At 37.5% G+C, this 25,715-nt stretch carries 32 protein-coding genes; 4 read left to right on the plus strand and 28 right to left on the minus strand.

Annotated features, from left to right (window positions below):
• Positions 1-5 precede the first annotated feature (5 nt).
• From ACG72T_RS04705 to ACG72T_RS04725, 5 genes are all read right to left on the minus strand, one after another.
• Positions 6-1,172 carry a MalY/PatB family protein gene (locus ACG72T_RS04705; protein WP_395264956.1) on the minus strand — a complete coding sequence of 389 codons (1,167 nt, stop codon included), beginning with the start codon at positions 1,170-1,172 and terminating at the stop codon, positions 6-8.
• A 54-nt stretch (positions 1,173-1,226) separates the two neighbouring features.
• On the minus strand, positions 1,227-2,669 hold the full coding sequence (locus tag ACG72T_RS04710; protein ID WP_395264958.1) for a PTS fructose-like transporter subunit IIBC: 1,443 nt from the start codon (positions 2,667-2,669) through the stop codon (positions 1,227-1,229).
• A 22-nt stretch (positions 2,670-2,691) separates the two neighbouring features.
• Positions 2,692-3,138 carry a PTS fructose transporter subunit IIA gene (locus ACG72T_RS04715; RefSeq protein WP_395265044.1) on the minus strand — a complete coding sequence of 149 codons (447 nt, stop codon included), beginning with the start codon at positions 3,136-3,138 and terminating at the stop codon, positions 2,692-2,694.
• 142 nt (positions 3,139-3,280) lie between these two features.
• Entirely contained in the window at positions 3,281-3,448 is a 168-nt protein-coding gene (locus tag ACG72T_RS04720) for a hypothetical protein (RefSeq protein WP_395264960.1), read from the minus strand.
• 89 nt (positions 3,449-3,537) lie between these two features.
• Positions 3,538-4,137, minus strand: a complete 600-nt coding sequence (locus tag ACG72T_RS04725) for a DUF1054 family protein (RefSeq protein ID WP_395264962.1) — start codon at positions 4,135-4,137, stop codon at positions 3,538-3,540.
• 51 nt (positions 4,138-4,188) lie between these two features.
• Here ACG72T_RS04725 and ACG72T_RS04730 point away from each other — a divergent pair, with 51 nt between their 5' ends.
• The 3 genes from ACG72T_RS04730 (at position 4,189) to ACG72T_RS04740 (ending at position 6,322) form a co-directional block, all read left to right on the plus strand.
• The gene (locus tag ACG72T_RS04730; protein WP_395264964.1) at positions 4,189-5,493 is read left to right on the plus strand and encodes a replication-associated recombination protein A; all 1,305 of its coding nucleotides are present in this window, start codon (positions 4,189-4,191) and stop codon (positions 5,491-5,493) included.
• Positions 5,483-5,761 carry a hypothetical protein gene (locus ACG72T_RS04735; protein WP_395264965.1) on the plus strand — a complete coding sequence of 93 codons (279 nt, stop codon included), beginning with the start codon at positions 5,483-5,485 and terminating at the stop codon, positions 5,759-5,761. Before ACG72T_RS04730 ends, ACG72T_RS04735 begins: the two co-directional genes overlap by 11 nt.
• A gap of 87 nt (positions 5,762-5,848) precedes the next feature.
• A complete protein-coding gene (locus ACG72T_RS04740) occupies positions 5,849-6,322 on the plus strand; it encodes a universal stress protein (protein ID WP_395264967.1) in 474 nt (157 codons plus the stop codon).
• Positions 6,323-6,403: 81 nt separating this feature from the next.
• Here the strand turns inward: ACG72T_RS04740 and ACG72T_RS04745 are convergent, their stop codons facing one another.
• The 22 genes from ACG72T_RS04745 to ACG72T_RS04850 form a co-directional block, all read right to left on the minus strand.
• Positions 6,404-7,261, minus strand: a complete 858-nt coding sequence (locus ACG72T_RS04745; RefSeq protein ID WP_395264969.1) for a helix-turn-helix domain-containing protein — start codon at positions 7,259-7,261, stop codon at positions 6,404-6,406.
• Between the two features lie 103 nt (positions 7,262-7,364).
• Entirely contained in the window at positions 7,365-7,658 is a 294-nt protein-coding gene (locus tag ACG72T_RS04750) for a glycine cleavage system protein H (protein ID WP_395264971.1), read from the minus strand.
• A gap of 8 nt (positions 7,659-7,666) precedes the next feature.
• The gene (locus ACG72T_RS04755) at positions 7,667-8,869 is read right to left on the minus strand and encodes an FtsW/RodA/SpoVE family cell cycle protein (protein ID WP_395264973.1); all 1,203 of its coding nucleotides are present in this window, start codon (positions 8,867-8,869) and stop codon (positions 7,667-7,669) included.
• Between the two features lie 12 nt (positions 8,870-8,881).
• Entirely contained in the window at positions 8,882-9,103 is a 222-nt protein-coding gene (locus ACG72T_RS04760; protein WP_395264974.1) for a DUF2969 family protein, read from the minus strand.
• Positions 9,104-9,119: 16 nt separating this feature from the next.
• Positions 9,120-9,407, minus strand: coding sequence for a membrane protein insertion efficiency factor YidD (gene yidD / locus ACG72T_RS04765; protein ID WP_395265045.1), 288 nt, complete (start codon positions 9,405-9,407; stop codon positions 9,120-9,122).
• Positions 9,408-9,414: 7 nt separating this feature from the next.
• Entirely contained in the window at positions 9,415-9,597 is a 183-nt protein-coding gene (locus ACG72T_RS04770; RefSeq protein ID WP_395264976.1) for a DNA-directed RNA polymerase subunit beta, read from the minus strand.
• An 8-nt stretch (positions 9,598-9,605) separates the two neighbouring features.
• Positions 9,606-10,595 carry a rod shape-determining protein gene (locus tag ACG72T_RS04775; RefSeq protein WP_395264977.1) on the minus strand — a complete coding sequence of 330 codons (990 nt, stop codon included), beginning with the start codon at positions 10,593-10,595 and terminating at the stop codon, positions 9,606-9,608.
• 102 nt (positions 10,596-10,697) lie between these two features.
• Entirely contained in the window at positions 10,698-12,020 is a 1,323-nt protein-coding gene (gene murA / locus ACG72T_RS04780; RefSeq protein WP_395264978.1) for a UDP-N-acetylglucosamine 1-carboxyvinyltransferase, read from the minus strand.
• Positions 12,021-12,045: 25 nt separating this feature from the next.
• Complete coding sequence (locus ACG72T_RS04785) at positions 12,046-12,279, minus strand: DUF1146 family protein (protein ID WP_395264980.1); 234 nt, start codon at positions 12,277-12,279, stop codon at positions 12,046-12,048.
• A 119-nt stretch (positions 12,280-12,398) separates the two neighbouring features.
• Positions 12,399-12,830 (minus strand): F0F1 ATP synthase subunit epsilon, encoded by a 432-nt coding sequence (locus ACG72T_RS04790; RefSeq protein WP_395264982.1) that lies wholly within the window; start codon positions 12,828-12,830, stop codon positions 12,399-12,401.
• Between the two features lie 17 nt (positions 12,831-12,847).
• Positions 12,848-14,299 carry a F0F1 ATP synthase subunit beta gene (gene atpD / locus ACG72T_RS04795; RefSeq protein WP_395264984.1) on the minus strand — a complete coding sequence of 484 codons (1,452 nt, stop codon included), beginning with the start codon at positions 14,297-14,299 and terminating at the stop codon, positions 12,848-12,850.
• A gap of 20 nt (positions 14,300-14,319) precedes the next feature.
• Positions 14,320-15,237 carry a F0F1 ATP synthase subunit gamma gene (locus tag ACG72T_RS04800; protein ID WP_395264986.1) on the minus strand — a complete coding sequence of 306 codons (918 nt, stop codon included), beginning with the start codon at positions 15,235-15,237 and terminating at the stop codon, positions 14,320-14,322.
• A gap of 17 nt (positions 15,238-15,254) precedes the next feature.
• Entirely contained in the window at positions 15,255-16,802 is a 1,548-nt protein-coding gene (atpA, locus tag ACG72T_RS04805) for a F0F1 ATP synthase subunit alpha (RefSeq protein WP_395264987.1), read from the minus strand.
• A 15-nt stretch (positions 16,803-16,817) separates the two neighbouring features.
• Complete coding sequence (atpH, locus tag ACG72T_RS04810; protein WP_395264988.1) at positions 16,818-17,366, minus strand: ATP synthase F1 subunit delta; 549 nt, start codon at positions 17,364-17,366, stop codon at positions 16,818-16,820.
• Positions 17,353-17,871: a F0F1 ATP synthase subunit B gene (gene atpF, locus ACG72T_RS04815; RefSeq protein WP_395264989.1), complete on the minus strand. Its 519-nt coding sequence runs from the start codon at positions 17,869-17,871 to the stop codon at positions 17,353-17,355. The genes atpH and atpF overlap by 14 nt, the downstream gene beginning before the upstream one ends.
• A gap of 83 nt (positions 17,872-17,954) precedes the next feature.
• A complete protein-coding gene (gene atpE / locus ACG72T_RS04820; RefSeq protein WP_395264990.1) occupies positions 17,955-18,167 on the minus strand; it encodes a F0F1 ATP synthase subunit C in 213 nt (70 codons plus the stop codon).
• Between the two features lie 22 nt (positions 18,168-18,189).
• On the minus strand, positions 18,190-18,900 hold the full coding sequence (gene atpB, locus ACG72T_RS04825) for a F0F1 ATP synthase subunit A (protein WP_395264991.1): 711 nt from the start codon (positions 18,898-18,900) through the stop codon (positions 18,190-18,192).
• A gap of 87 nt (positions 18,901-18,987) precedes the next feature.
• Positions 18,988-19,617, minus strand: coding sequence for a uracil phosphoribosyltransferase (gene upp, locus ACG72T_RS04830; protein ID WP_395264992.1), 630 nt, complete (start codon positions 19,615-19,617; stop codon positions 18,988-18,990).
• A gap of 11 nt (positions 19,618-19,628) precedes the next feature.
• Positions 19,629-20,639 (minus strand): L-threonylcarbamoyladenylate synthase, encoded by a 1,011-nt coding sequence (locus ACG72T_RS04835; RefSeq protein WP_395264993.1) that lies wholly within the window; start codon positions 20,637-20,639, stop codon positions 19,629-19,631.
• A gap of 2 nt (positions 20,640-20,641) precedes the next feature.
• Entirely contained in the window at positions 20,642-21,523 is an 882-nt protein-coding gene (gene prmC, locus ACG72T_RS04840) for a peptide chain release factor N(5)-glutamine methyltransferase (RefSeq protein ID WP_395264994.1), read from the minus strand.
• Positions 21,468-22,565, minus strand: coding sequence for a peptide chain release factor 1 (prfA, locus tag ACG72T_RS04845; protein ID WP_395264995.1), 1,098 nt, complete (start codon positions 22,563-22,565; stop codon positions 21,468-21,470). Before prfA ends, prmC begins: the two co-directional genes overlap by 56 nt.
• Before the next feature lie 19 nt (positions 22,566-22,584).
• The gene (locus tag ACG72T_RS04850; protein WP_395264996.1) at positions 22,585-23,166 is read right to left on the minus strand and encodes a thymidine kinase; all 582 of its coding nucleotides are present in this window, start codon (positions 23,164-23,166) and stop codon (positions 22,585-22,587) included.
• Positions 23,167-23,318: 152 nt separating this feature from the next.
• Here ACG72T_RS04850 and ACG72T_RS04855 point away from each other — a divergent pair, with 152 nt between their 5' ends.
• Entirely contained in the window at positions 23,319-24,656 is a 1,338-nt protein-coding gene (locus ACG72T_RS04855; protein ID WP_395264997.1) for a MurT ligase domain-containing protein, read from the plus strand.
• A 66-nt stretch (positions 24,657-24,722) separates the two neighbouring features.
• Here ACG72T_RS04855 and ACG72T_RS04860 read toward each other — a convergent pair whose 3' ends face one another.
• A complete protein-coding gene (locus ACG72T_RS04860) occupies positions 24,723-25,691 on the minus strand; it encodes a serine hydrolase domain-containing protein (protein WP_395264999.1) in 969 nt (322 codons plus the stop codon).
• Positions 25,692-25,715: the final 24 nt, after the last annotated feature.

Raw genomic sequence — 25,715 nt, forward strand, 5'->3', positions numbered from 1 at the left:
AATGATCAGTTGAAGCTACTTTTCAGCCTCTTCAGTCCTTCCTTTAATTTTTCACGTGGGCACGCAACATTCATTCTTAGATAATTACTATCTCCATACACCGTTCCAGGCATTATTCCAACTTTGCCGATATTTACCAATCTATCCTGCATTACCTCCATTGTCATGTTTACATGTGTAACATCTATCCAAGCCAAATAAGTTGCACTAGGTTTAACAAAATTAAATTCCGGCAAATTTTGATCAAGAAATTTCTTAACAATATCCATATTACCATTTAAATAATTTACTAATTGAGTAACATAGTTTGCACCATCGTCACCATAGGCTGCCATTTGGGCGTACATTCCTAAAATACTAACTGATGATAAGGCATTCTTTTCTTTTAATTCAATTAAAAATTTTTTACGCAGATCTGGATCTGGAATCAAAATATAAGAACCAATTAAACCAGGGGTATTAAATGTTTTTGAGCTAGAACAGCATAGTACAACATTATCAGTTGTTACCTCTGTTATAGGGACATATTTGAAATTCGGATAAACGATATCTTTGTGAATATCGTCTGAAATCAAGAAGACATTATTTTCCTTACACATCACTGCTAATCTTTTCAATTCTAATTTGGTAAAAACCTTCCCCGTTGGATTATGCGGATTCGTCAAAATGAAAATTCTCGTGTTTTCTTGTGACAAAATAGTATCTAAGCTGTCCCAATCAATTTGATAGTTTTCTTGTGCACTTCCCAAACGAATTGGAACTAGAATCCTTTGATTTGATTCAACAGTTTTATAAAATGCATCATACATGGGCGTAAAAGTTGCAATAACCTGTCCAGGCTGTGAATTCATTCTGATAAAAGTTGCAATACTAAACACTACGCTTGGACTATAAACAATCCAATCCGATTTAATTGTTACTGAATTACTTTTTTCAAACCAGTTTATAATACTGTTCTTATAATCATTATGGTTCCATCTTGAATACCCATATATCGGATGATCTATTCTTTCTCGCAAAGCACTTTGAACGGAATCAGGTACTTTGAAATCGGTATCGGAAATTGAAAATGGTAAAATATCATTTCGACCAAAACGGTCTTCAATATAATCCCATTGTGTACTATAAGTGTTCTTTCGATCTATAACTTCATCAAAATTATATTTCTTCATGATTAGATCCTCTTTTCTAAAAAAGACATGCTGAATGCATGTCCATTTTAAAATTTATGCAATTTGCTTTGCTTTTGCCTCTTTTTCTTCCTTTCTCTTAAGCCAGATACTCTTGAAAGTGATGATAAAGAGAACATTCAATGCTAAACCAATCGCTACACACAAGTAGAACCAATACCAAGGTGACTCTAGGCCAAGCAATGGATCAAAGATTCCGATACCAGGGGCAGTACGTTCAACATTTAGCATTATTGTTAAAGCACCGGTAATCCCTCCTGCTAAAGTATTTGCAGTAATCATTGGTAGTGGCGCTGCTAAAGCATATGGAATAGCTGGCTCAGTAGCGACTGTGCTACCTACGATAAAGGCACTCCAACTTGCCGCACGTTCTTGTTTGGTAAACAAACTAGGTTTTATCCAAGTTGAAATGGCCGCTGCCATTGGAGGCAAAAGTGTAACAACACCAACGATTCCGTACCAATTGAATACATGTGAACTAAGTAAAGAAAAACTAAAGAACCAAGCGGTTTTGTTGATTGGACCACCCATATCAAAAGCAAGCATTGCTCCAACAATGAAACCACCAACAATTTTCATGGAAGTTGGAATGTTTTGCAAGAATGAGAGTAAAACGGACATCAACCAGGCCATTGCTGGACCCAATAAGTAGTATGTCAATAATCCGAATATCAATAGCGTTACAAATGGAATAATCATAAATGGTAAGATTGATTGAAAGTTTTTACCTAATTTAATCTTCTTAAAATATTTAACAAAATAACCAACTGATAAACCAATTACAATTGCACCTAAGAAACCAGCACCTGATTTTGTTCCTAAAAGATCAGAATCATTTGCAAGAAATGTTACTAGAAATGCTGGAGCAAATGCTGGCTTATCTGCTATAGCGTAAGCAATATATGCACCCATAATAGGAATCATAAATTGAAATCCCAAATTACCAATGCTGGTAATAATCCATGCAATTGAGGGCGATGTCCCTTTTCCTAAAGGTGTATTAGGCATCCCAAATTGAACCATTAAGCTACCAATAGCAATTAGGAGTCCTCCACCAATTACAAATGGTAAAGCGGCTGAAACACCTGACATTAAATAACTCATTATCCCTTCAGTTACAACTTCTTGGTCGCCACCTAATTTAACTTTAGATGAAGTCATAATATGGGAATTTCCCTCAAGGTCACTGAACAAACTATCAATATGCTTAAGTGCTTCGGAAACCGGAAGTTCTACAACTTTTTTCTGATCGAATCTCGCCTTATCCGAATCGGTCAATCCTTTTCCAATTGCTAAGATTACGTAATCTGCTTCTGCTATTTGTTCTGGGGTTAGCTCATTTTCTACACCACTGGCTCCCTGTGTTTCAACATGTACTTCATATCCCAAAGATTTAGCTTTTTCTTCAATGGCTTCGGCCACCATATAAGTATGAGCAATTCCAGCAGGACAATTAGTTACAGCTACAATTTTCGTCATAATTTTATCCCCTTAAAGTCATTTAATTATTTAAAACTTTATCAATTGCTTCAAAGACCTCTTGTTTAGAACCAGTTTTTAAAATATCCACAAAGTCTTTATGAACTAATTGACGGCTTAACTTTGCTAATAACTTCAAATGCGTATCACTTTGATCATTTGGAACAAGTAAACTAATTACTGTATTTACAGGCTTCCCGTCCAAAGAATTCCATTCAATATCATTTGAAATTCTACCGAATAAAATTGCGGCCGATTTAACATTATCAGTTCTGGCATGTGGTATTGCAACCCCATTACCAAACCCAGTTGTTGATTCTTTTTCCCGCTCTAAGTAATCATTAACCAAAGTTGAAGAGTTATCGACTATTTTCAAATCCAGAGCCATATCTGCTAATGATTCAAGTACCTCTCGTTGATTTTTTCCAGTCAAATTCATATCTAAATGGTTTAAATTAAACATTTCCAATTTAATAACCTCCATTTCATTTTTCAATTAAATTATATGTGATACCGTTTTCTTTTTTAATACTGTCTTTGTCACCTAACAGTGACAAATCTTTGACAAAAAAAAGCCGTAAGCAATTAGCTTACGACGTCAACTAAAAAAACTAAACTTGTAACTTACCAATCACTTTCAGTATCAAAATCATTCCGACACCAGACAAGATCAAATCGCCCCACCATAGTACGCTATAAGTCGATACGAAGAATAATTGGAAAAATGCCATAGTAATTAATATTCCGATCCAAAACTCAATTGATTTATACCATTTCATCTTGATCATCCCTTTAAACTATAACTTAATATCTAACTTTATTATAGCCACTTTCATTCAAAAGAGAAGCTTAATTTTCATAATTATTTTTATTTTTTTATTTCTGAATTAAACGTAATTAGCCAGTGGCTAAGCTTCATGAACTTATCGATCAATAATTGATCATAGTTTCCTTTTTGGACAATTGGATCTGTTTTCATTAATTCATAACCAATCACCAAATCGCTAGACTTAACTTTTTCGTAGCGGTCTCTGATTGCTTCTAATTTATTAGCCGGCAACATTTCACTAGAAGTGTGGTCATTTGACACGCTCCAGCTCTCTGTTATGATTGAATTCTGATGTGTTTTCAATATCGGATAATATTGATCACGATCCTTAATATCAGCCAATAAACTAAAGGTGATAAAATAGCGATCGGGCCATAAGCCTAACTCCAGATGTGGTGTCTTTTTGTAACCACGTTTGTCTTGATTGATAGCTAGCCAAGTATCAGGTGGCGGATTTCTCGTCCGGCGTTGATGTTTCGCTATTTTCATATAGAACTGCTGTTGATATTCGATTTCCAGCTGCTTCATTAATTCAGCACCAATTGCTTCGAACTTAGGATCTAAATTAGTTCTGATTAAATTCAAACGGCCCGACAAAGTCATATCTTCAAAAACTTTAAAATCATTTTTATCAAACATGTTCTCAATCCTTTGTTGTAAAATATACATATCAATTATATAGGAGGAGCTATGCAAAAACCATTAGCATATCGAATGCGACCAACAAATATCGACGAAGTCGTCGGTCAACAGCATTTAGTCGGTCCGCATAAAATCATTCGTCGAATGGTTGAAGCAAAAATGTTATCATCCATGATACTCTACGGTCCTCCCGGGATCGGAAAAACTAGTATTGCCAGTGCGATTGCTGGTAGTACCAAATACGCCTTTCGGATGCTGAATGCGGCTACTGACACTAAAAAAGATCTTCAGATCGTCGCTGAAGAAGCAAAAATGAGTGGCACAGTGGTTTTATTGCTGGATGAAATACATCGACTTGATAAGACAAAACAAGATTTTCTATTACCTTTATTGGAAAGTGGCTCCATAATCTTGATCGGTGCCACCACTGAAAATCCCTATATCAATATAAGCCCCGCAATTCGCTCTAGAGTCCAAATTTTTGAGTTGAAGCCTTTGGAAAGTAAGGACTTGAAAAAAGCTGTCAAAAGAGCTTTGACGGACGAACAGAACGGTTTAGGCAAATACCAGGTCCAATTAGATGACAATGCACTTGATCTATTAGTTAGTTCCACTAATGGAGACTTAAGAAGTATCTTAAATGGTTTAGAGTTATCTGTCCTCTCGACGGCAGCTGACAAGAATGGTCAGGTTCACATTGATCTGCAATCGATTGAAGAATCGGTCCAAAGAAAAGCTATCTCGTCTGACAAAGATGGCGACAGTCATTACGATGTGATGTCAGCTTTTCAGAAATCGATCCGTGGCAGCGACCCTGACGCAGCTATTTTATATTTAGCAAGGTTACTAGAAGCGGGCGATTTAACATCTGCCATTCGTCGTTTGATAGTTTGTGCGTATGAAGATGTCGGCTTGGCCAACCCTCAAGCTTGTGCCAGAGCTGTTCAAGCTGCCCAAGTAGCTCAAATGGTAGGATTGCCTGAAGCTAGGATTCCTTTAGCCGACGCAGTCATCGACTTGTGTCTCTGTCCTAAATCAAATTCTGGAATGAGTGCAATCGACTCTGCCTTGAGCGATGTTCGTGCCGGGAAAGCCAATTCAATTCCAGATGATCTAAAAGACGCCCATTATTCAGGAGCTAAAAAACTTGGTCATGGCGTCGGCTACAAATATCCACATGAATATCCTAACGCTTGGGTCGACCAACAATACCTGCCTGATAATTTACGAAATAAACATTATTATCAACCAAATGAAACTGGTAAATATGAACAGGCCCTAAATCTGAGAATTCAACAAATCCATCAATGGAAAATAAATTCAAAACGGAGTCAAAATAACCATGATAATTAAAGTATTGATGATCTTCTTTATCTTATTTTTACTAGCTTTAGCATATATTTTATGGAACCACAGCAATGGTAAATTCCTGATCTACTCCCCTGATGAAAACGTCACCTTGAAAAATGTGATGCGTACAACTTCGATTTTACTCATTTTAGTAGCAATCGCGGGAGCAGTCATAGCCTTTGTTGGCAGCAAGGAAGCTAACCTGATCACCTTAGTTTTAGGTAGTTTGATTGCTGCATCATTTTCAATTTATTTAGCAAATATTCGCTAAATCCCATCGGATGACTGTATTTATTTACTTAAATAAACTAAAATGAATATATAAAGACAGTAATATTACATTAACGGGGTGATAATTATGTTACAACAATATAAAAACATTCTCGTACCAATTGATGGTTCATTTGAGGCTGAGTTAGCTTTTAAGAAGGCAGTTGAGGTTGCCAAGAGAAACAACGCTGCAATTCACTTGCTTCATGTAATTGATACTAGAGCATTTCAAAATGTTTCCAGCTTTGATTCAACAATGGTAGAACAAATTACCGAAAAAGCTAAAGAGACAGTCAAAGGTTACGTTAAGACTGCTCAAGACGCTGGTTTAAACGATATTGATTACAGTATCGAATATGGCGCACCAAAAGCCATCATCGCTACTGACTTCCCTAAGAAATTAGGCGTTGATTTGATCATGATCGGTGCCACTGGTCTTAATGCGATGGAAAGACTATTAATTGGCTCTGTTACTGAATACGTAACTAGAACAGCTGCTTGTGATGTTTTAGTCGTTAGAACTGACCTTGATAACAAGACAATTAAGAAAACTAAGAAATAATTTTTATTAACCAAATCAAAGAGGACCGATTCAATTAAGAATCGATCCTCTTTTTTTGGAATTTAATAAATTGATTTTTTATTAAAAGATATTTAAATGCATATCTTTCACTTTAGCTTTTATTTTTTCAAAAACTTGTTTATTATCACTGATACTTGAAATGACGTATGCTTTGATGTAATCATCGTCAGTCTTTTGACCTTCACGTGTACCAGCTTCTGCTAAGTAACAATACATTTCATCAAGCTTAAACAATGTCTGTTCTTTTCTAGCAATCAAAATTCCTTCGTTCGCAAAGTCCATTGCATTTTGATTATCTTCTAGTTTTAATGACAAATCAGACATATTAGCATAAATTAAAATGCTGTCGTGATAATTTTCATCACCGATCTTATCGAGACTTGACTTGATCAAATCTCTAGCCTGGTCATAATAGACCTTTGCTTCGTCAACTGATTTTTTATTGATATAAGCCTTTGCAGTGAAAATATCAATCAAAATATCGTACATATCGACATTAGCGATATTAACGTTCATTGCACGATTAAAATCAAAAATAGCCTTGTCATAATTCTTGTTGATCTCATACTCAATCAAACCATGGAAAAAGTGGATCAACTTGATTTCTTGTTTATTGTTAACATTGATGTTTTGAAGCTTACCCAGTTTGTCATTAATACCATCAAAATCATCTTGATAGAATGATTCTTTAATGTCACTAATAATCGAATAAATTTGGCTATCGTCATTGACGATAACAAGGTTCATTGTGATACCCAGTCTTTCACAAATGCGAACCAGAATTTCCATACTTGGAATCTTGTCTTTTTTTTCAATCAGGCTGACAGTTGCCTGTGTACAGATGCCATCAGCTAACTCAGATTGGGAAAGACCCCTGAGTTTTCTGTAATGGCGAATTTTATCACCTAAGATTTTCATTCTAAACTATCCCCATTCATTTATTAATTCCAAGGATAATTTAAACAGTTATTAAAAAATATTGCAAGAAATAAGCAGTGATAAAAAGATAAATTTTAAAAATTTAATTATTTACTTCAAAGAACCAAGCGTCTTTTTCGTCACCATTTAATAATTCTGGATTATCATTTAATTTATCATTAACCTTAACAATCTTACCATCCACGGGCGATTCAAGCTCTATAACTGCTTTTTGAGCTTCAATTTCACCAGTAGATTGACCCTTTTTAATCTCAGAATCTAGATCAGGCAATTCCACATATTTGACATCGCCTAAAGTAGCTTGAGCTTCTTTTGTAAGTCCTATACGAGTTGTATATTGACCCTTTTTAATCCAATAATAATTTTTATCTGACATTATAATTCCTACCTCTGTGCAAAAGTCCCATTTTCAAACATGTAACTCTTATGATGAAATCTCATCGACATGACTAAACCAATTCCGATCATATTACCTAACAAAGCCGATCCACCTTGAGAGATAAATGGCAATGGAATACCGGTCAATGGTAATAGACCAACACTCATACCAATATTTTCAAAAACGTGGAATAAAATCATCATAATAACACCAGTTGAAACATAGGCATAAAATTCATTTTTAGTATCAAAAGTTACTTGAATCATTTGATAGATCAACAAGAAATACAGCAAAATCAAAACACAAGAACCGATAAAACCAAAGTTTTCGCCGATAACTGAAAAGATCATATCTGATTCACGAACTGGAACATAAACATTTGAAACGTTGAAGCCTTTACCAAATAACTGACCTGAACCGATGGCTTTCATATTCTGCCAGATCTGATACCCATTCTCAGAAGTATCAGCCGACGGATTCATCCAACTATCGATACGAGCAAATTGATAAGCTCTGAAGCCGAAATGTCCAAGGATCTGCCGGCCCCAATCAGTTGTCGCTAAAACTAAAGCTGTTCCACCGACGATAGCTAAAACCACAAAACCTGGCACTAGGATTTTCCAACTTATTCCAGAGACTAAAATCATTCCTCCTAGAATCGCTACGAAAACCAAAATAGTACCAAAGTCGTTTTGCAATTTTAATAAGACCATTACTGGTACAGTCCACAGCAACAACTTCCCAATCAAGCGAAAATCGTTTTTGATGGTGTGAACTTGATACTGACTATTATGATTGGTAATTACTTTCCCCAGCATCAATATATACGCCGGTTTCATAACCTCCGAAGGCTGGAAAGTGAACGAACCAATAGCGAACCAACTCTTGGCACCAGTACTTGCTGCATAGGCCCGACTATAAAAAATCAAGACTAAAAATAGTAATGCGATACCGGCATAATAAGCATAATTAGCGACTTGCCATAGTTGTTCAGCATCAAACTGCATAATGACCGCTATGATAACGGCTCCAATAACGTACCAAGCCACCTGCGAAACGACGTTCTTTAAGGGACTTTGCGAATCTTGAACAGTTGCCACATAGATCGATAATAATCCGATTATTGCAAGCATCATTACGGAAAAAATTATTCCATAGTCGATTCTTGAATCAACATCATTTCTTCTTCTATTTTCTCTTATTTGCATTTTTTACACCTGCTAATGATTATGTAAGTTATATTGCATTAGCAATTCGTTAATTGCATCGTCCAATTTTACTGATTTAAAAGGTGTGTCGTTACTTTCGACAAATGAAAGATAACGATCAGCATCTTTTTTGATAGTACCAATGTACTTCTTGCCATCCCACAATTCGTATGTTTCAGGATCGCTACTGACATCTTTTAAACTAATTTCAACTGCTTTTTTTCTGTTAGACATTGAATCTTTCCTATTCTTATTTATTGTGAAATTTCTTTGCAATAATTTCGTCTTCATATCGCTCTGGATGAGGATTTCTAAAGATAGTGAAATTATCGGGTACGGGATCTACGCCACCACGGACAAAGGGATTGCAACGTAAAATTCGAGCAATCCCCATGATGGTTCCTAAAATTCCCCCGTGCATTTTTACTGCATCGATAAAATAAGTCGAACATGTTGGGTAATAACGACAACTCGGCGGCAATAGTGGTGAAATAAACTTCTGATAACCACGTACTAAAGAAATCAAAATTTTCTTCAGCATTGCACTACCTTAAAAAGTCAAACATGTGCATCCAAGTGCCTGGCCAAAGAACTGCCAAGGGATTTGAACCACCTAAGCCTGACCCGATCAACATGCCCAAAACTAAGAAGATCAGCATCAATAGTAATACCCAACCTATCTTTTTAAAAATATCACGACGATATTCTTTACCAAAGTCTCTTTTCATTTTTCATCCTAGTATTTCTTATGTTTTTCGATATTCTCTAATAATACACCAGTTCCTAAAGCAACGGAATCTAAAGGACTATCAGTTAGCAAGACTGGTACTTGAAGTTTTTCAGACAATAACTTGTCCAAATTCTTCAACAGTGCACCACCACCTGTAAGCATGATACCACGGTCAATGATATCACCTGACAGTTCTGGTGGAGTTTGTTCCAAAACGCTTTTAGCGGCGCTGACAATTTGATCTACGCCATCTGAAAGGGCATCTTGGATCTCAACTTCATTGGTAGTGATCTCTTTTGGCAAACCAGTGACGATATCGATCCCGCTAGCAGAAAATGTTTTATCTGCGTCAGCATCCATAACACAACCGATTTCAATTTTAATCTGTTCAGCAGTTCTTTCACCAATAATCAAATTATGATGTTGCTTGATATAGGCTTGAATAGCTGCTGTCATCTTATCGCCGGCAAAACGCAGTGAACGGCTGGTAACGATGTCTCCCATTGAAATAACGGCAATATCACTTGTACCACCACCAATATCGATCACCATGTTACCTTGTGGTTTAAAAATATCCAAACCAGCACCAACGGCAGCGACCTTAGGCTCAAGTTGAAGATAAACCTTACCACCACCAGCTTGTTCGGCTGCTTCGATAATAGATTTTTGCTCAACTGGGGTAACATTCGTTGGCGCACAGATCATAATAGTAGGTTTGGCAAAACGGCCACCAACATTTAATTTTTCAATAAAATATTGCAACATTTTTTCAGTGATATCAAAATCAGCAATCACTCCATCTTTTAAGGGGCGAATGGCCTTAATATTAGCTGGGGTTCTACCTACCATCATGTAAGCATCCTTACCCACAGCCACGACATCATTATTATTTGTATTAATTGCTACGACGGAAGGTTCGTTCAGAACAATTCCCTCGCCTTTTACATCAATAAGTACATTAGCTGTACCCAAATCAATTCCTAGATATTTCGACATACTATATCCTCCAAGACTTAAACACAAAAAGTATATCATAACCAGCTTATTCATCAAATCATCAAAAAAAAGAAAGTGGGGATTCCACTTCCTTAAATCAGATTAAGCCAATTTGGTCACACTTGATACGGTATTTAATACTAAAGTCTCGCGTCCAGCTTCATCAACTGAAACACGTCTAATTTTAGCACCTAAATTTCTTAATTTTTCAGTGAAATGATAATATCCACGATCCAAATATTGAAGGTTGGAAACTCTAGTTTCACCTTCAGCAACTAATCCTGCTAAGACGAGTGCTGCAGCAGCACGTAAATCTGTGGCAGCAACATTAGCACCACTTAGTTGAGCTGGACCAAACATAATAACAGAATTACCTTCGATCTTATAATCAGCTTTCATCTTACCAAATTCTGGGAAATGCATGAAACGATTCTCAAACACTGTTTCAGTCATCACTGTTGTACCAACACTAAGCAACTGAGCTAAAGTCATTTGAGCTTGCATATCAGTTGGGAAACCAGGGTGTGGCAAAGTTTTAACATCAACTGGTTTAAGTTGTTTCGTTCCTAGAACATGAATTCCCTCATCTGTTTCTTCAACAGATACACCCATTTCAATCAATTTTGAAATCAATGGACGGTTATGAGCCGCAACAGCATCCTTGATGAAAATATCACCTGCTGTAACGGCAGCTGCAACCATAAAAGTTCCAGCTTCGATACGGTCTTGCATGATTGAGTGTTCGCAACCATGCAAGGAATCTACACCATTGATCCGAACGGTATTAGTTCCGGCACCAGTCACTTCCGCACCCATTTTACTCAAGACATTAGCCAAATCGACAATTTCAGGTTCTCTAGCAGCGTTATCGATCACTGTTTCACCATCTGCCAATGTTGCGGCCATCATAATGTTTTGCGTTGCACCAACACTTGGAAAGTCCAAATAGATGTTGGCTCCGTGTAAACCATCAGTCTTAGCATCGATATAACCGCCATTTTGACTGAAAGTTGCACCCATGGACTCTAATCCTTTGAGGTGTAAATCAATTGGTCGAGAACCGATAGCACAGCCACCAGGCATCGCAACGTGTGCTTCTTTATTTCTAGCCAAAAGTGGTCCTAAAACTACAATTGAAGCACGCATTTTCTCAACTAATTCTTCTGGTGCAGTTGTCGAAGTACCCTTACTTGTATCAACGGTCAATACTTCGTCCACTTCATCATATGAAACATCGGCATCTAACGCCTTTAAAACTCTAGACATTGTTATTACATCGGATAACGGAGGGATATTAGTTAACAAAGTTTTACCTTCAGATGCTAAAATAGTCGCTGCTAAGATTGGCAAAGCGGCATTCTTGGCACCCTCAACTCTGACTGTTCCCTTTAATTGCGTAGGTCCATTTACGATTATTTGTTGCACAATATTCTCCTCCAAAAACCTGGAATCATTTAAAAAGTAAAGTTATATTTTGAGATAGACTAAAAATGCTCATAAAAAAAGAGCTTACTGTATAACCAAGAGCGATTGCAATAAACGCTACAAGTAATTGTAACATTTTAGGGTTGGTTTTGTTATATATCTTTTTCCAATCAACAACTTGTAATAAATTAAAACTCAACCAAATGAATATCACATGGCTCACAAGCGTAATTATTGCATTGATTCCAATATTTGTCATTTTTTAAACCTCGCTTTTTTTAAGAATAACACCTGAAAAATGTTGCCGCCTTCTTTTGATTAATTCTTTAAAATAATTTAACGCAAAAAAAAGAGGCCGAAAAATCAGCCTCCCCGTTTTTAAACATTTCTATGTGAACTAACATTAATTCTGTTAATTGCTTTACGTAAGGATACTTGAGCACGAGCCAAGTCATCAACGTTGTGTTTCTCTTCCGCAACCTTGATTGTTTCTTCAGCTCTTTGCTTAGCGTATTCCGCACGTCTTAAATCAATGTCTCTAGCTCTTTCGGCACTGTTAGCGACGATTGAAACTAGATCATTGCTAAACTCCAAGAACCCGCCATTTACAGCAATTGAGTCTTCATGATGAGGCTTGTCGACACGACGAACACGCACTTCATCAATTATCAATGGTGCAATAATTGGAGCATGGTGAGCCATGACACCAATTTCACCATCAATCGTACTTAAAACAACGAGTTTTGCATGATGATCGTAAACAACACCATCGGGAGTAACAATATTGACCGTCATAATATTTTCAGCCATATTATCTCCTCCTATCCTTAATTGGCAACAGCTTGTTCAGTATTTTCATCTTGTCCATCGGCTGGTTTCCAACCCATCTTCTTGGCTTTGTCGATAACATCTTGAATTCCACCGACACCGTTGAAAGCATCTTCTGGAATATCGTCATATTTACCATCCAAGATAGCACGGAAGTCCTTAACTGTTTCAGAAACTGGAACATAAGAACCTGGTACACCAGTAAATTGTTCAGCAACACTGAAGTTTTGTGACAAGAAGAATTGAATTCTTCTGGCACGAGCAACGACAGTCTTTTCTTCATCAGATAATTCATCCATACCCAAGATAGAAATAATATCTTGCAATTCATGATATCTTTGAAGAACTTCTTGAACCTCTGTGGCAACATCATAATGTTCTTGACCAATAACATCTGGATCAAGAGCTGAAGATGATGATGCTAGTGGATCAACGGCTGGATAAATACCTTGTTGTGTCAATTTACGTTCCAAGTTAGTTGTGGCGTCCAAATGGGCGAAAGTTGTAGCTGGAGCTGGATCAGTATAATCATCAGCAGGAACATAAACGGCTTGAATTGAAGTGATTGAACCCTTCTTTGTAGAAGTGATTCTTTCTTGCAATTGACCCATTTCTGTAGCCAATGTTGGTTGATAACCAACGGCTGATGGCATACGACCAAGCAAGGCTGAAACTTCTGAACCGGCTTGGGTAAATCTAAAGATATTATCAATGAACAATAGAACGTCTTGTCCTTCAACATCACGGAAGTACTCAGCAATTGTCAAACCGGTTAAGGCGACACGCATACGAGCACCAGGAGATTCGTTCATTTGTCCATAAACCATGGCTGTCTTAGAAAGAACACCTGAACCCTTCATTTCATAATAAAGGTCATTACCTTCACGGGTTCTTTCACCAACACCTGTAAATACTGAAATACCACCATGCTCTTCGGCGATATTGTGAATCAACTCTTGAATCAGAACGGTTTTACCAACACCGGCACCACCGAACAAACCAACTTTACCACCACGAACATAAGGTTCGAGCAAGTCGATAACTTTGATACCTGTTTCAAGAATTTCTGTTGATGTATTTAATTCATCATATGCAGGTGCTTGACGGTGAATACTATTTCTTGGGAAGTCAGCAGGGAATTCCTTGCCTCCATCGATTGATTCACCTAAGACGTTAAACACACGACCCAATGTTTCTTTACCTACTGGTACAGTGATTGGGCCTTCAGTATTAACGACTTCAGCACCTCTTTGAAGTCCATCGGTAGAACTCATGGAAATAGCACGCAAGGCGCCATCACCTAATTCTAGGGCAACTTCAAGGGTAATCTCATTTCCAGAGCTGTTTTTAACTTTTAAAGCATCGTTAATTTCTGGCAAATCTCCATCAATTGGAAATTCAACATCAACAACTGGTCCGATTACCTGAATAACTTTACCTTTGCTACTCATTAATTTGGCTCCTTTCTAAACTATTCAAGTGCAGCAGCACCACCGATGATTTCAGTGATTTCTGTAGTAATTTGAGCTTGACGGGCACGGTTATAATGCAATGACAAACTTGAAATAAGATCGTCGGCATTATCAGTCGCACTCTTCATCGCTGTTACAGAAGCAGCATGCTCTGCTGTTTTTGCATCCATCATTGCTCCTAAAACTAAACACTCAATATATTGAGGCACAATTGCAGATAGAACTGCTTTAGGGTTTGGTTCTGTGATATATTCACTAGCAACTTGTTGCTCTTCAGCTGTAACATCATCTGGTTCTGTCAAAGGCAATAACTTATCAGTCGTAAAGTTAGAAACCAATGAGTTAACGTGATGATTATGACAAATATCAATTTCATCGAACAATTCTGCTTGATACATTTGTAGAATCGTCTTCATAATTGGTGTTATATCTTTTACAGTTGGAATATCTGGTAAACCACGATATTCATAAGAAACATCGAAGCCACGTGCTTTAAAGAACTCTGTTCCCGTTGCACCAAGTGAAATAATTGTAAATTGACTCTTGTCGCCATGATGCTTCTTTTGAATCAGATCCATCATCGCTTTCAAGATATTACTATTATATCCACCAACAAGACCACGGTCTGATGTAATAACAACATAGGCAGTCTTTTTGACTTCACGAACTTTGAGCAGACTATTTAAACTGAGCGGATCAGTCGAATCATCAGCAATTGACAATTCTTTGAAAACATCAGCTGCTGTTAAATGTCTAACAATGTCCTCAACCTTTTTAGCATACAATTGATAAGCAATAGATTTCTTTTCAATACGAGAGAGTTTAGCACCAGAGACCATTTGCATGGCTCTTGTAATTTGACCGGTTTTCTTAGTAGAAGAAATTCTTCTTTTAATATCCATAAGGGACTCAGCCATTTTTTAAACCTCCTGTATTAGTTTGCTTGCTTGCTATCTGAATTATCAGAACTATCTGACTTAGATGCCAAGAAGTTTTCTGTAAATTCTTTTACAGCAGCTTTCAATTGATCTTCATCAGGTAAAGTACCTTTTTCTTTGATTGTTTGTAATAGATCTGAATGATTTGCATCGAAGTATTCAGAAAGTGAAGCTTCATATTCTTTAATATTCTCAACTTTAATGTTATCGAGGAATCCTCTTGTCAAAGCAAACAAGATCAAAACTTGTTTTTCAACTGGAACTGGTGAGTGTACTGGTTGTTTAAGAACTTCTTCAGTACGACGACCACGATCTAGTTTTGCTTTAGTTGCTTCGTCAAGGTCAGATCCAAATTGGGCGAATGATTCCAATTCATGGTATGAAGAAAGGTCCAAACGTAAAGTACCGGCAACTTTCTTCATCGCTTTGATTTGGGCATCCCCACCAACACGAGAAACAGATGTACCAGCATCGATAGCTGGACGTGTACCTGAGTGGAACATATCACTACTCAAGAAAATCTGTCCATCAGTGATAGAAATAACGTTTGTTGGAATATAGGCAGACACATCACCGGCTTGTGTTTCAACGATAGGTAGAGCAGTCATTGAACCGCCACCTAAATCGTCACTCAACTTAGCAGCACGTTCTAGTAAACGTGAGTGCAAGTAGAAAACATCACCAGGATATGCTTCACGCCCAGGTGGTCTACGAAGCAATAGTGATATTTCACGATAAGCATTAGCTTGCTTGCTTAAATCATCATAGACGATTAAAACGTGCTTGCCGTTATACATGAAATATTCACCCATTGCTGCACCAGCATATGGTGCAAAGTAAAGCATTGGGGCTGGTTGACTTGGACCAGCTTCAACGACGATCGTGTAATCCATGGCACCATGTTTTCTCAAGGTTTCAACTTGTGCTCTGATTGTTGATTCCTTTTGTCCGATAGCAACATAGATACAGATCATGTTTTGATCTTTTTGATTTAGAATTGTATCAATAGCAATTGATGTTTTACCTGTTTTACGGTCACCAATGATCAACTCACGTTGACCACGACCAATAGGAACAAGCGAGTCAACAGATTTCAAACCGGTTTGCAATGGTTCGAAAACTGACTTACGTTGCATAACACCAGGTGCAGGTGATTCAATAGGACGTGTTTTATCAGTCTTGATTTCGCCTTGACCGTCAACTGGTTCACCCAATGAATTTACGACACGACCAATCATTTCTTCTCCGACTGGAACTTCCATGATACGACCTGTTCTCTTAACAGTATCGCCTTCACGGATCTTATCGTAAGTACCTAAAATGATGATACCAACATCATCACTTTCAAGGTTTTGAGCCACACCAAAAGTACCGTCTTCGAATTCTAGCAATTCATTTGCCATAGCATTTTCAAGGCCATTAGCACGAGCAATACCATCACCGATGTATGTAACTGTACCTACTTCATCAACTGAGAGTTCATCTTTATAGTTCTTTAACTGTTCTTTGATCAGCGAACTAATCTCTTCAGTTTTGATGCTCATTCTTTTCACCTCGACTTAATTATTAACCAATAGCGTCTTCTTGATGTCATTAAATCTCTTAATAACACTACCATCGATAATTTGATCTCCAACACGGATTATAACCCCACCGATGATAGATGAATCAACTATTTTCGTTAAATTTACTTTATTTACTGAAAATCTACTCTTGATCACAGATTCAAGATTCTTAACTTGAGCCTCATCCAACTCAATAGTCGTAGTAACTGTAGCTTCCACAATCCCGTTTTCCTCATCATATCTCTTGATGAAAGCATCGGCGATTTCTTCCACACAGTCCATGCGGTTATTGTCAAAAATCATACCCAAGAAATCTTGCATTAATTCGCTAAATTGGCTCTTCAATGTATCCAAGATCTTAGCCTTTTCAGTGCGAGAAATAGAACGTCCTGCTAGAGCAAAGCTCAAACTAAGATTTTCTTCGTAAACCTGCTTTAAAGACTTTAAATCATCAAGCATTTCGTCTACAGAATTCTGTTCTAAGGCGACTTCATAAAGTGCCTTACTGTAACGCTTTCCCACTTGTTCTTTACTTAGATTCATTTGCCGTCAACTCCTTAATATAAGAGTCGATCAGTGACTTTTGATCGTCTGCATTAAGCTCTTTAGAAATAACTTTTGAAGCAATTTCCAAAGATAAGTTTGCTATGTCATTTTGTGCACTAGCCATAGCATCCTCTCTAGCTTTAGCTGCATCCGATTTAGCTCTTTGTCTTAATTCTTCAGCTTCGCTATGTGCATCGGAAACGATAGACTTCTTTTGAGTCTCGCCACTTTCCTTTGCTTTATTAACAATTTCCACTGCTTCAGCACGTGAATTCTTAAGTGCATCTTCACGTTCTTTTGCCAACTTTTCAGCACGAGAGCGTTCTTGGTCCGCATAATCAAGATCTCCACTGATCTTTTCAGATCTAGCATCCATCATCTTGGTTACAGGTGCCCAAGCAAAACGCTTTACTAATAGTGCTAAAACGATGAAAGAAATAAGAATGAAAAGCATGTCACCCAAAGCTACTTTACCAGCTCCGAGAACTAATAAACCTGCCATTATTCTTCACTCCTTCCTTTCTTAATAAACATATAACGTAAAAAGGCGTCTATCATAGATCGCCAAGTTTTTGGTTGTATGTATTAAACGAAAAGAATAACGAACGCAATAGCAATTGAAATGATAGGAACAGCTTCAATAAGACCAACACCAATGAACATTGTTCCTCTTAATTTGTCAGCTACTTCTGGTTGACGGGCCATACCTTCAAGAGTTTTTGAAATAACAAGTCCGTTACCGATTGATGCTCCAAGAGCAGCGATACCAGCTGCAAGAGATGCTGCAAGATACTTCATAATTTAAATCCTCCAATAGATGTTATTCTTGTTCCATTTTACGTGAAATATAAACCATTGATAAGGTGGTAAATACGTACGCTTGGATGGCTCCAATAAATACTGAAAAGCCTTGCCATACCATTTCTAATGGCATTGCTCCAACAAATGTCACAGCACCAAGACTATTAGCAACAGTTCCAATAAGTGCAAGAAGTACTTCACCGGCAAAAATATTACCGTAAAGACGTAATGACAATGTTAGGAAGTTGGTAAACTCCTCCAGAAGGTTAATTGGGAGCAAAAACTTAACAGGTCTCGCATAATTGGACAAATAACCACCGAATCCAAACTTCTTCACAGCATAATAGTGTGAAAGCAACAATGAAATCATCGCAAGTCCCATTGTAATCAAGGGATTAGATGTTGGTGACTTTAGATATGTGAAACCGTCGACCTTTACTTCTAAGATTAAACCTAATTGGTTCGAAACGAAGATAAATAGGAATAATACAAATGCGTAAAGATTGAATTGCTTACCTGAACCGTCTGGCATTGCTGATTTTACGATACCGTTCGTAAAATCGATCATCCATTCGAGTACATTCTGTGCTTTACCTGGTCTCATTGTGATCTTACGAGATAATGCAAACACCAAAATGAAAACAAGGACTGCAGAGACTAGAATTGACAAGTCATTTGCAACATTGAATTTTAAGCCTAAGAAATTGACATACTTATAACTTTCATTCAATTATAACCCTCCTTTCTTTGCTTATTGAAAACAATTGATACCTCAAAATAATAACACTAAATTTTATATATTCAAACAATGAAATGTTTATTTTGTCCCAAATAATCTGTCGCCAGCGTCGCCTAAACCTGGGAAAATATATCCACTGTCGGTAATCTTTTCATCAAGCGAAGCAGCGTAGATATCAACGTCTGGATGTGCTTCTTGAACAGCCTTTACACCTTCAGGAGCAGCCACTAAAACTACCAAACGCATGTGTTTGGCGCCACGTTTCTTCAAAGCTTCGATCGCCATATTGGCTGAACCACCAGTAGCAAGCATTGGATCAACGATAAATAGTTCACGTTGGTCGATGTCGCTAGGCAATTTAACGAAGTATTCATGTGGCTTCAAAGTCTTTTCATCACGATACATACCGATATGACCAACCTTAGCAGCAGGAATCAATTCAAGAACACCGTCAACCATACCAAGACCAGCACGGAGAATTGGAATGACAGCCAATTTCTTACCTGCTAATACCTTTTGAGTAGACTTACCCATTGGTGTCTCAACTTCCACATCCTTCAAAGGCAAATCACGGGTAATTTCGTAGACCATCAATTCACCAATTTCGTTGGCAACTTCACGGAATACCTTAGTACCTGTGTGCTTGTTACGGATAATTGTAAGTTTGTGTTGGATCAATGGATGGTTTAATACTGTAAATTTAGACATTTTAAATCTCCTTAGTTTTTATAATGTGCATTTCCTGCTGATTTATTCAAACGATTGCTATAGGCAGCTCCATGGCCTTCATCAGGGAAACCTTGCGCCAAAATATATTGAACGTGGTCATTATCTAATTGACGCAGACCCGCAAATAATTGCCGTGAGGCACTGATAACATCATCACCCAATGAGAAAGTTTCAATGTCGTCAGGTACCTGACTCAAAACTTCATCAGTGGCTAGAACTGCCATGGGAACACCCTTAGCACTGTATTCAGCAATCGCTGCCCCAAAGTCATTTTCGTCATTGACGATGACCACCTGAGCGTTGGGAGCATAGTGTTTGTATTTCATACCTGGTGCCTTTGGAACTTCGGTGGCGGTCACTTTATGATGATCAGAATTAACGTTATCGATCACTTTCAATAAGTCATCTGAATCGATCATCCCCGGGCGGAGAATAGTTGGAATATCAACTGATAAGTCGATTACCGTTGATTCAACTCCTAGCTTCGTTGGTCCATCATCTAAAATCGCCGCAATCTTTCCATGCAAGTCATGATAAACGTGTTTTGCTAGGGTTGGACTAGGTTTACCACTGGTATTAGCAGATGGCCCAACGATTGGCTTACCAAATGTTTTAATTAAATTCAAGGTAGCTTGGTTGTTAGGCATTCTAAAAGCTGCAGTTGACAATCCACCTGTCACTTCTTTAGAAAGCTTCCCCGGTTGAATTGGCATAATGATCGTCAATGGACCAGGCCAAAATGCTTTCATCAACTTTTCAGCCAATGGACGATAACTGGTATCGGCGTATTCCCACACCATCTCCGGTCCGGAAACGTGCACGATCAACGGATTATCGCTTGGGCGTCCCTTAGCAGCATAGACATCTTTGACAATATCTGGTCTGGTGGCGTCAGCACCTAAGCCGTAGACAGTTTCAGTTGGAAAGGCAACTAATTGCCCTTTGGCTAAAAAATCTGCCGCTGCTTGAATCTGTGTACTCTCTAGTATCTCAGTATCCAATACTACATCTCCTTTTTAGCTTTTAGATATCGATAATTTCCACTCATATCTTTATGAAATTCTACAACATAATCAGGCAAATTATCACGAAAAATCTGATTTATTGCATTTTTTTGTCGAAAACCAAACTCCATATACAAAATTCCATCATCGGCTAAATATTTTGGTATTTTTTGCGTGATAGCTTCATAAAATTCCAAGCCGTTATCTTGACCATATAAAGCTAAATCAGGCTCATATTTGATAACGCTAGTATCCATATCAACTTTTTCTGATTCAGCAATGTATGGTGGATTAGAAACTATGACATCGAATTTTTGTTCAGGAATATCTGCAAATAAGTCGCTTTGTTTAAAAAAGACATTGTTAGTTTGGTAATTATCGGCATTGAGCTGAGCAACTCGGAGTGCCGATTCAGAAATATCGGTTGCTAAAATCTCATCGTCAGGAAACTCCAACGCGAGACTGATAGCGATTATTCCTGAACCTGTCCCGATATCGCAAATTGATTCTACTTGACTCGAGTGCTCGTCGATAATTTTTTGGACCATTTCCTCGGTGTCTTGTCTAGGAATCAAAACGTGCTCGTTAACTGTAAAATTACGATTCATAAAATAAGCGTAACCTAAAATGTATTGAACTGGTTCATCCAACAATAATCTGCTTAGACCATCACGAAATTTACGTTTGACATCACTAGGCAATTCATCATTTCGATGCAATTGTAATTGCGTATAGTTAAAGCCTGTCAATTCTTCCATTAAGTACTGTGCGTCTTCCGGAAACTTATCATGGCTCTTTAACATAGAAAAAGCCCTTTTCAGGGCATTAGAATAACTTAGCTTCTCCACTTTGAATCTGCTCCAACTTCTTGGTTTGGTCATCAACGATCAAGGCATCAATGATTTCTTCCAATTCACCATTCATAATTCGATCAAGTTTATTCAAAGACAAACCAATTCTGTGATCAGTCACACGATTTTGAGGATAATTGTAAGTTCTAATTCGTTCTGAACGGTCACCTGTACCAACAGCAGACTTACGTTGCTCATCATACTCGCTTTGATTTTGTGATTCATAATAATCATAAACACGTGACTTCAAAATTTGCATCGCTTTTTGACGGTTTTGTTGTTGTGAACGTTGATCTTGCATGGCAACAACAATACCAGTAGGCAAATGGGTCATTCTAACAGCTGATGAGGTCTTATTGATATGTTGTCCACCGGCACCAGATGAACGATAAACGTCAGTTCTAATGTCTTTTGGATCGATATCAATATCAACTTCATCATATTCGGGCATAACAGCTACTGTGGCAGTTGAAGTATGCACACGACCCTGTGATTCGGTTGCGGGGATACGTTGAACACGATGTGCCCCATTTTCGTATTTGAGTTTTGAATAAACATTAGTACCAGTAATCATCACGGCCACGTCTTTGTAGCCTCCGACTTCGGTATCAGTTTCATCAATTATGTCAAAATTCCAGCCTTGCTTTTCAGCATATTTGCTGTACATACTCAATAGATCTGCGGCGAACAGACTGGCTTCATCTCCACCAGCAGCTCCACGGATTTCCATAATGATATTTTTGTCATCATTAGGATCTTTAGGCAACATCAAAAGTGTAATCTGATGTTCAACATCATCAAGTTCTTTTTTCGAACTCTCCATTTCGTCTTTAGCCATAGCCTGCATTTCAGCATCATCAGTTTCACGTAAAATCTCATCACTATCGCTAATACTTTGTTTTAACTCTTTGTAACGCTTAAAAGCAGCTACGACATCACGCATATCAGCTTCTTCTTTTGAATAAGCCATATATCGCTTCGTATCATTAATAACTTCAGGGTCACTCATTAACTCTTGAAGTTCTTGATATCTTTCAAGCAGTGTTTCTAGTTGTTCAAATATTTTATCCAACTTAACTATCCTTTCTTAATTAATCTTTTTGAAGCATTGGAGGATGGTTATAATGTCGACGGCAAACTGGATAATACATTTCGTTTCCACCAATTGCGACTTGTTCACCCTCAAAAACCGGCTTACCATCAAGCATGCGCATATTCATTGTAGCTTTTTTGGTACAGAACCAACAAATAGTTTTCATTTCTTCTAACTTATCAGCATACAATAGTAAATACTTTGAGCCCTCAAATAATTCATTGCGGAAATCATTCTTTAAACCAAAGGCCATCACAGGAATTCCTAAGTCATCGACGACTTGTGTTGCTTGAATCACTTGCTCTTTAGTCATGAATTCACATTCATCAATTAACACGCATGATGCATTAGGATTCTCTGATTTGACAATGTCAAAAACGTTTGAATCATCTTTTAAAGCAATAGCTGCACGGTCTAACCCCATACGACTGACAATTTTTCCAGCTCCTGATCGAGTATCCACAATACTGGTCATCAGAATAACTGACTTACCTTGTTCCTCATAATTATGTGCCACTTTCAAAATCTCAACTGATTTTCCACTGTTCATAGCACCGTATTTAAAAAATAATTGAGCCAAATTTACGCCTCCAAAATTATGTCCTACAAGATTATAACGAAAAAACGTCTCCTTGAACATATTAAACATTTTTCATTTTCAAACAAAAATGGCTAAAATGGTTGGTAGGTGTGATAATATTATTTTAATTAATTTAATTTGGGGTTTTGGTAATGACATTCAAATCAGGAATAGCAACACTTACAGGAAAGACATCTTATTTCATTTTGAGTAAGTTTTTCAACGGTGGTTCTTCATATCCCGGAAAAATTGCTTACAAAATTGATCCAGATATTTTAAAGAGCCTGGGCAAAGATTACGACTTGATCGTCGTTACAGGTACAAATGGTAAAACATTGACGACATCTTTGATCAACAAAATGTTGATTCAGAAATTTGACGACGTATTAACTAATCCAATGGGATCGAACATGATTCAAGGTATCGTCACAAGTTTTGTCACTCATCACAAGAAAAGTAAACGTCCACTTGCCGTTTTGGAAGTTGACGAAGCTAACGTTCCCATTATTTGTAGCTACATTAAACCAAAGTACTTCGTTTTGACCAACATCTTTCGTGACCAAATGGACCGTTACGGTGAGATCTATACTACCTATCAAAAGATTCTCGATGGTATCAAATTAGCGCCTGAAGCAACGATCATTGCAAATGGCGACGCTGCTATCTTCTCATCTAAGAAATTGCCTAACAAGGTCGTTTACTACGGCTTTTCTGATAAAGGCCATGAAAATGAAGATTTCAAAGTACCAACTAACACTGATGGCGTCCTTTGTCCTCAATGCAACCACATCATGCACTATCATATGATTTCTTATGCAAACTTGGGCAGCTACTTCTGTCCTAACTGTGGCTTCAAGCGCAATGAGTTGAAGTATCAAGTTACTGATATTTCAACCCTACTACCTAATAAAACGGAATTTTCGATCGACGGTCATAAGTTTACAATGAATATTGGGGGAAAATACAACGTTTACAATGCCTTAGCTGCTTATGCTATTGCTTCTGAAATGGGTATCAGCATTGAACAGATGCAAAAGGCCTTCGCTTACGATGAAAAAGTCTTCGGTCGTCAAGAGACAATCGATGTCGATGGCAAAGATGTTAATATCATTTTGGTCAAAAATCCTGTCGGTCTAAATCAAGTTATTGAAACGGTCCTGAGTGATAAAGATCCTTATACTTTAGCCTTTCTTTTGAACGCCAACTATGCTGATGGTATCGATACGAGCTGGATCTGGGACGCTAATTTTGAAGATTTTGACTACGATAAATTACCTTTAGTTATTACTGGTGGTAAACGAGTTAAAGATGTCACCTATCGCTTTAAGATTGCTGGTCTCGATATGAAGAAGAATATCGAAACGGTTGAAATTGAGGACTTCGTTAAAGAAATCCCTAAGATTCCAACTAAAAAACTCTATGTCTTAGCAACATACACTGCCATGCTAGGATTACGTAAAGCTTTAAAAGATAAAAACTATCTCAAATAATAATAACCTCTGAATTCGCATATTATATGCCGACTCAGAGGTTATTTTTGATTACGATAAAATTATTTAATTACTTTCTTGCAAAAAAGTATTCAAAATTGTCTCCCGACGCTTTAAGAATAATTGATTATTCTGTATCGGATGAACTCGATTAGTCATGACGACCATGGCGTTTTGATGTTGAAAGTCAACGGCAATAAATTCACCAGTATAGCCTGTATGGAACAAAACATGACCAAAACCATCAGGTTTAACGTCCCAGCCCAAGGATCGACCAGGATTTAAAGATGTGAAATTATGGTACAAAAACTGCTTGTCCGGCAACAGCATATCTTTAGCAAACTGCAAAACATCATCTAAGTTAGCAAACATTCCTGCCGAACCACAATCTTTTCCAAGTTGGCGTGCTTTAGGGTCATTGGCGATTCCCTGCAACATTTGCCCGTTCACTTCATAAGTTGGTAGACAAAGATCTGGATCTGGATCAAAAGTTGCACTCGTCAAACCTTCTGGTTCCATGACATATTTCATAATCGTCTTTTGCACTGGTATTTGATAAAACTTTTCAATAATAAATCCTAAAAAGATCAAGCCGGTGTCAGTGTATACCACTTTTGTATTAAAAGTATCAGTTACTGGTAACTTCAATAATGCACTGATCAACTCATCATGGCTCAAAGAATCTCGATTAGGGATATAGCCATGAATTCCGGAAGTATGTGTCAACAAATGAAAGATTTCAACTCGCTTGTCACCAAATTCTGGTAAATACTTGTTGACTGGGTCGTGCAAAGTTATCTTTTTTTCGGCGAGCATCTTCACTATCAAAGGAACAGTCCCCATCACCTTAGTTAAAGACGCCAGATCGTACAATTCATCACCTTTAAGCGGTAAAATTTCTGGGACCCATGATTTATTACCATAGATGAATTTTTGGCTCTGATGTGAATTAATGAAGCCAAAACTGGCTCCTGGAACAATTCGTCTATTCACAAGATCAATAATCTGTGCTTTCGTCTCTTCAAATTTTGCCATACTAGCCCACCTTCATAAATTTCA

Source organism: Companilactobacillus sp. FL22-1 (assembly GCF_043951805.1).
Lineage (GTDB): Bacteria > Bacillota > Bacilli > Lactobacillales > Lactobacillaceae > Companilactobacillus.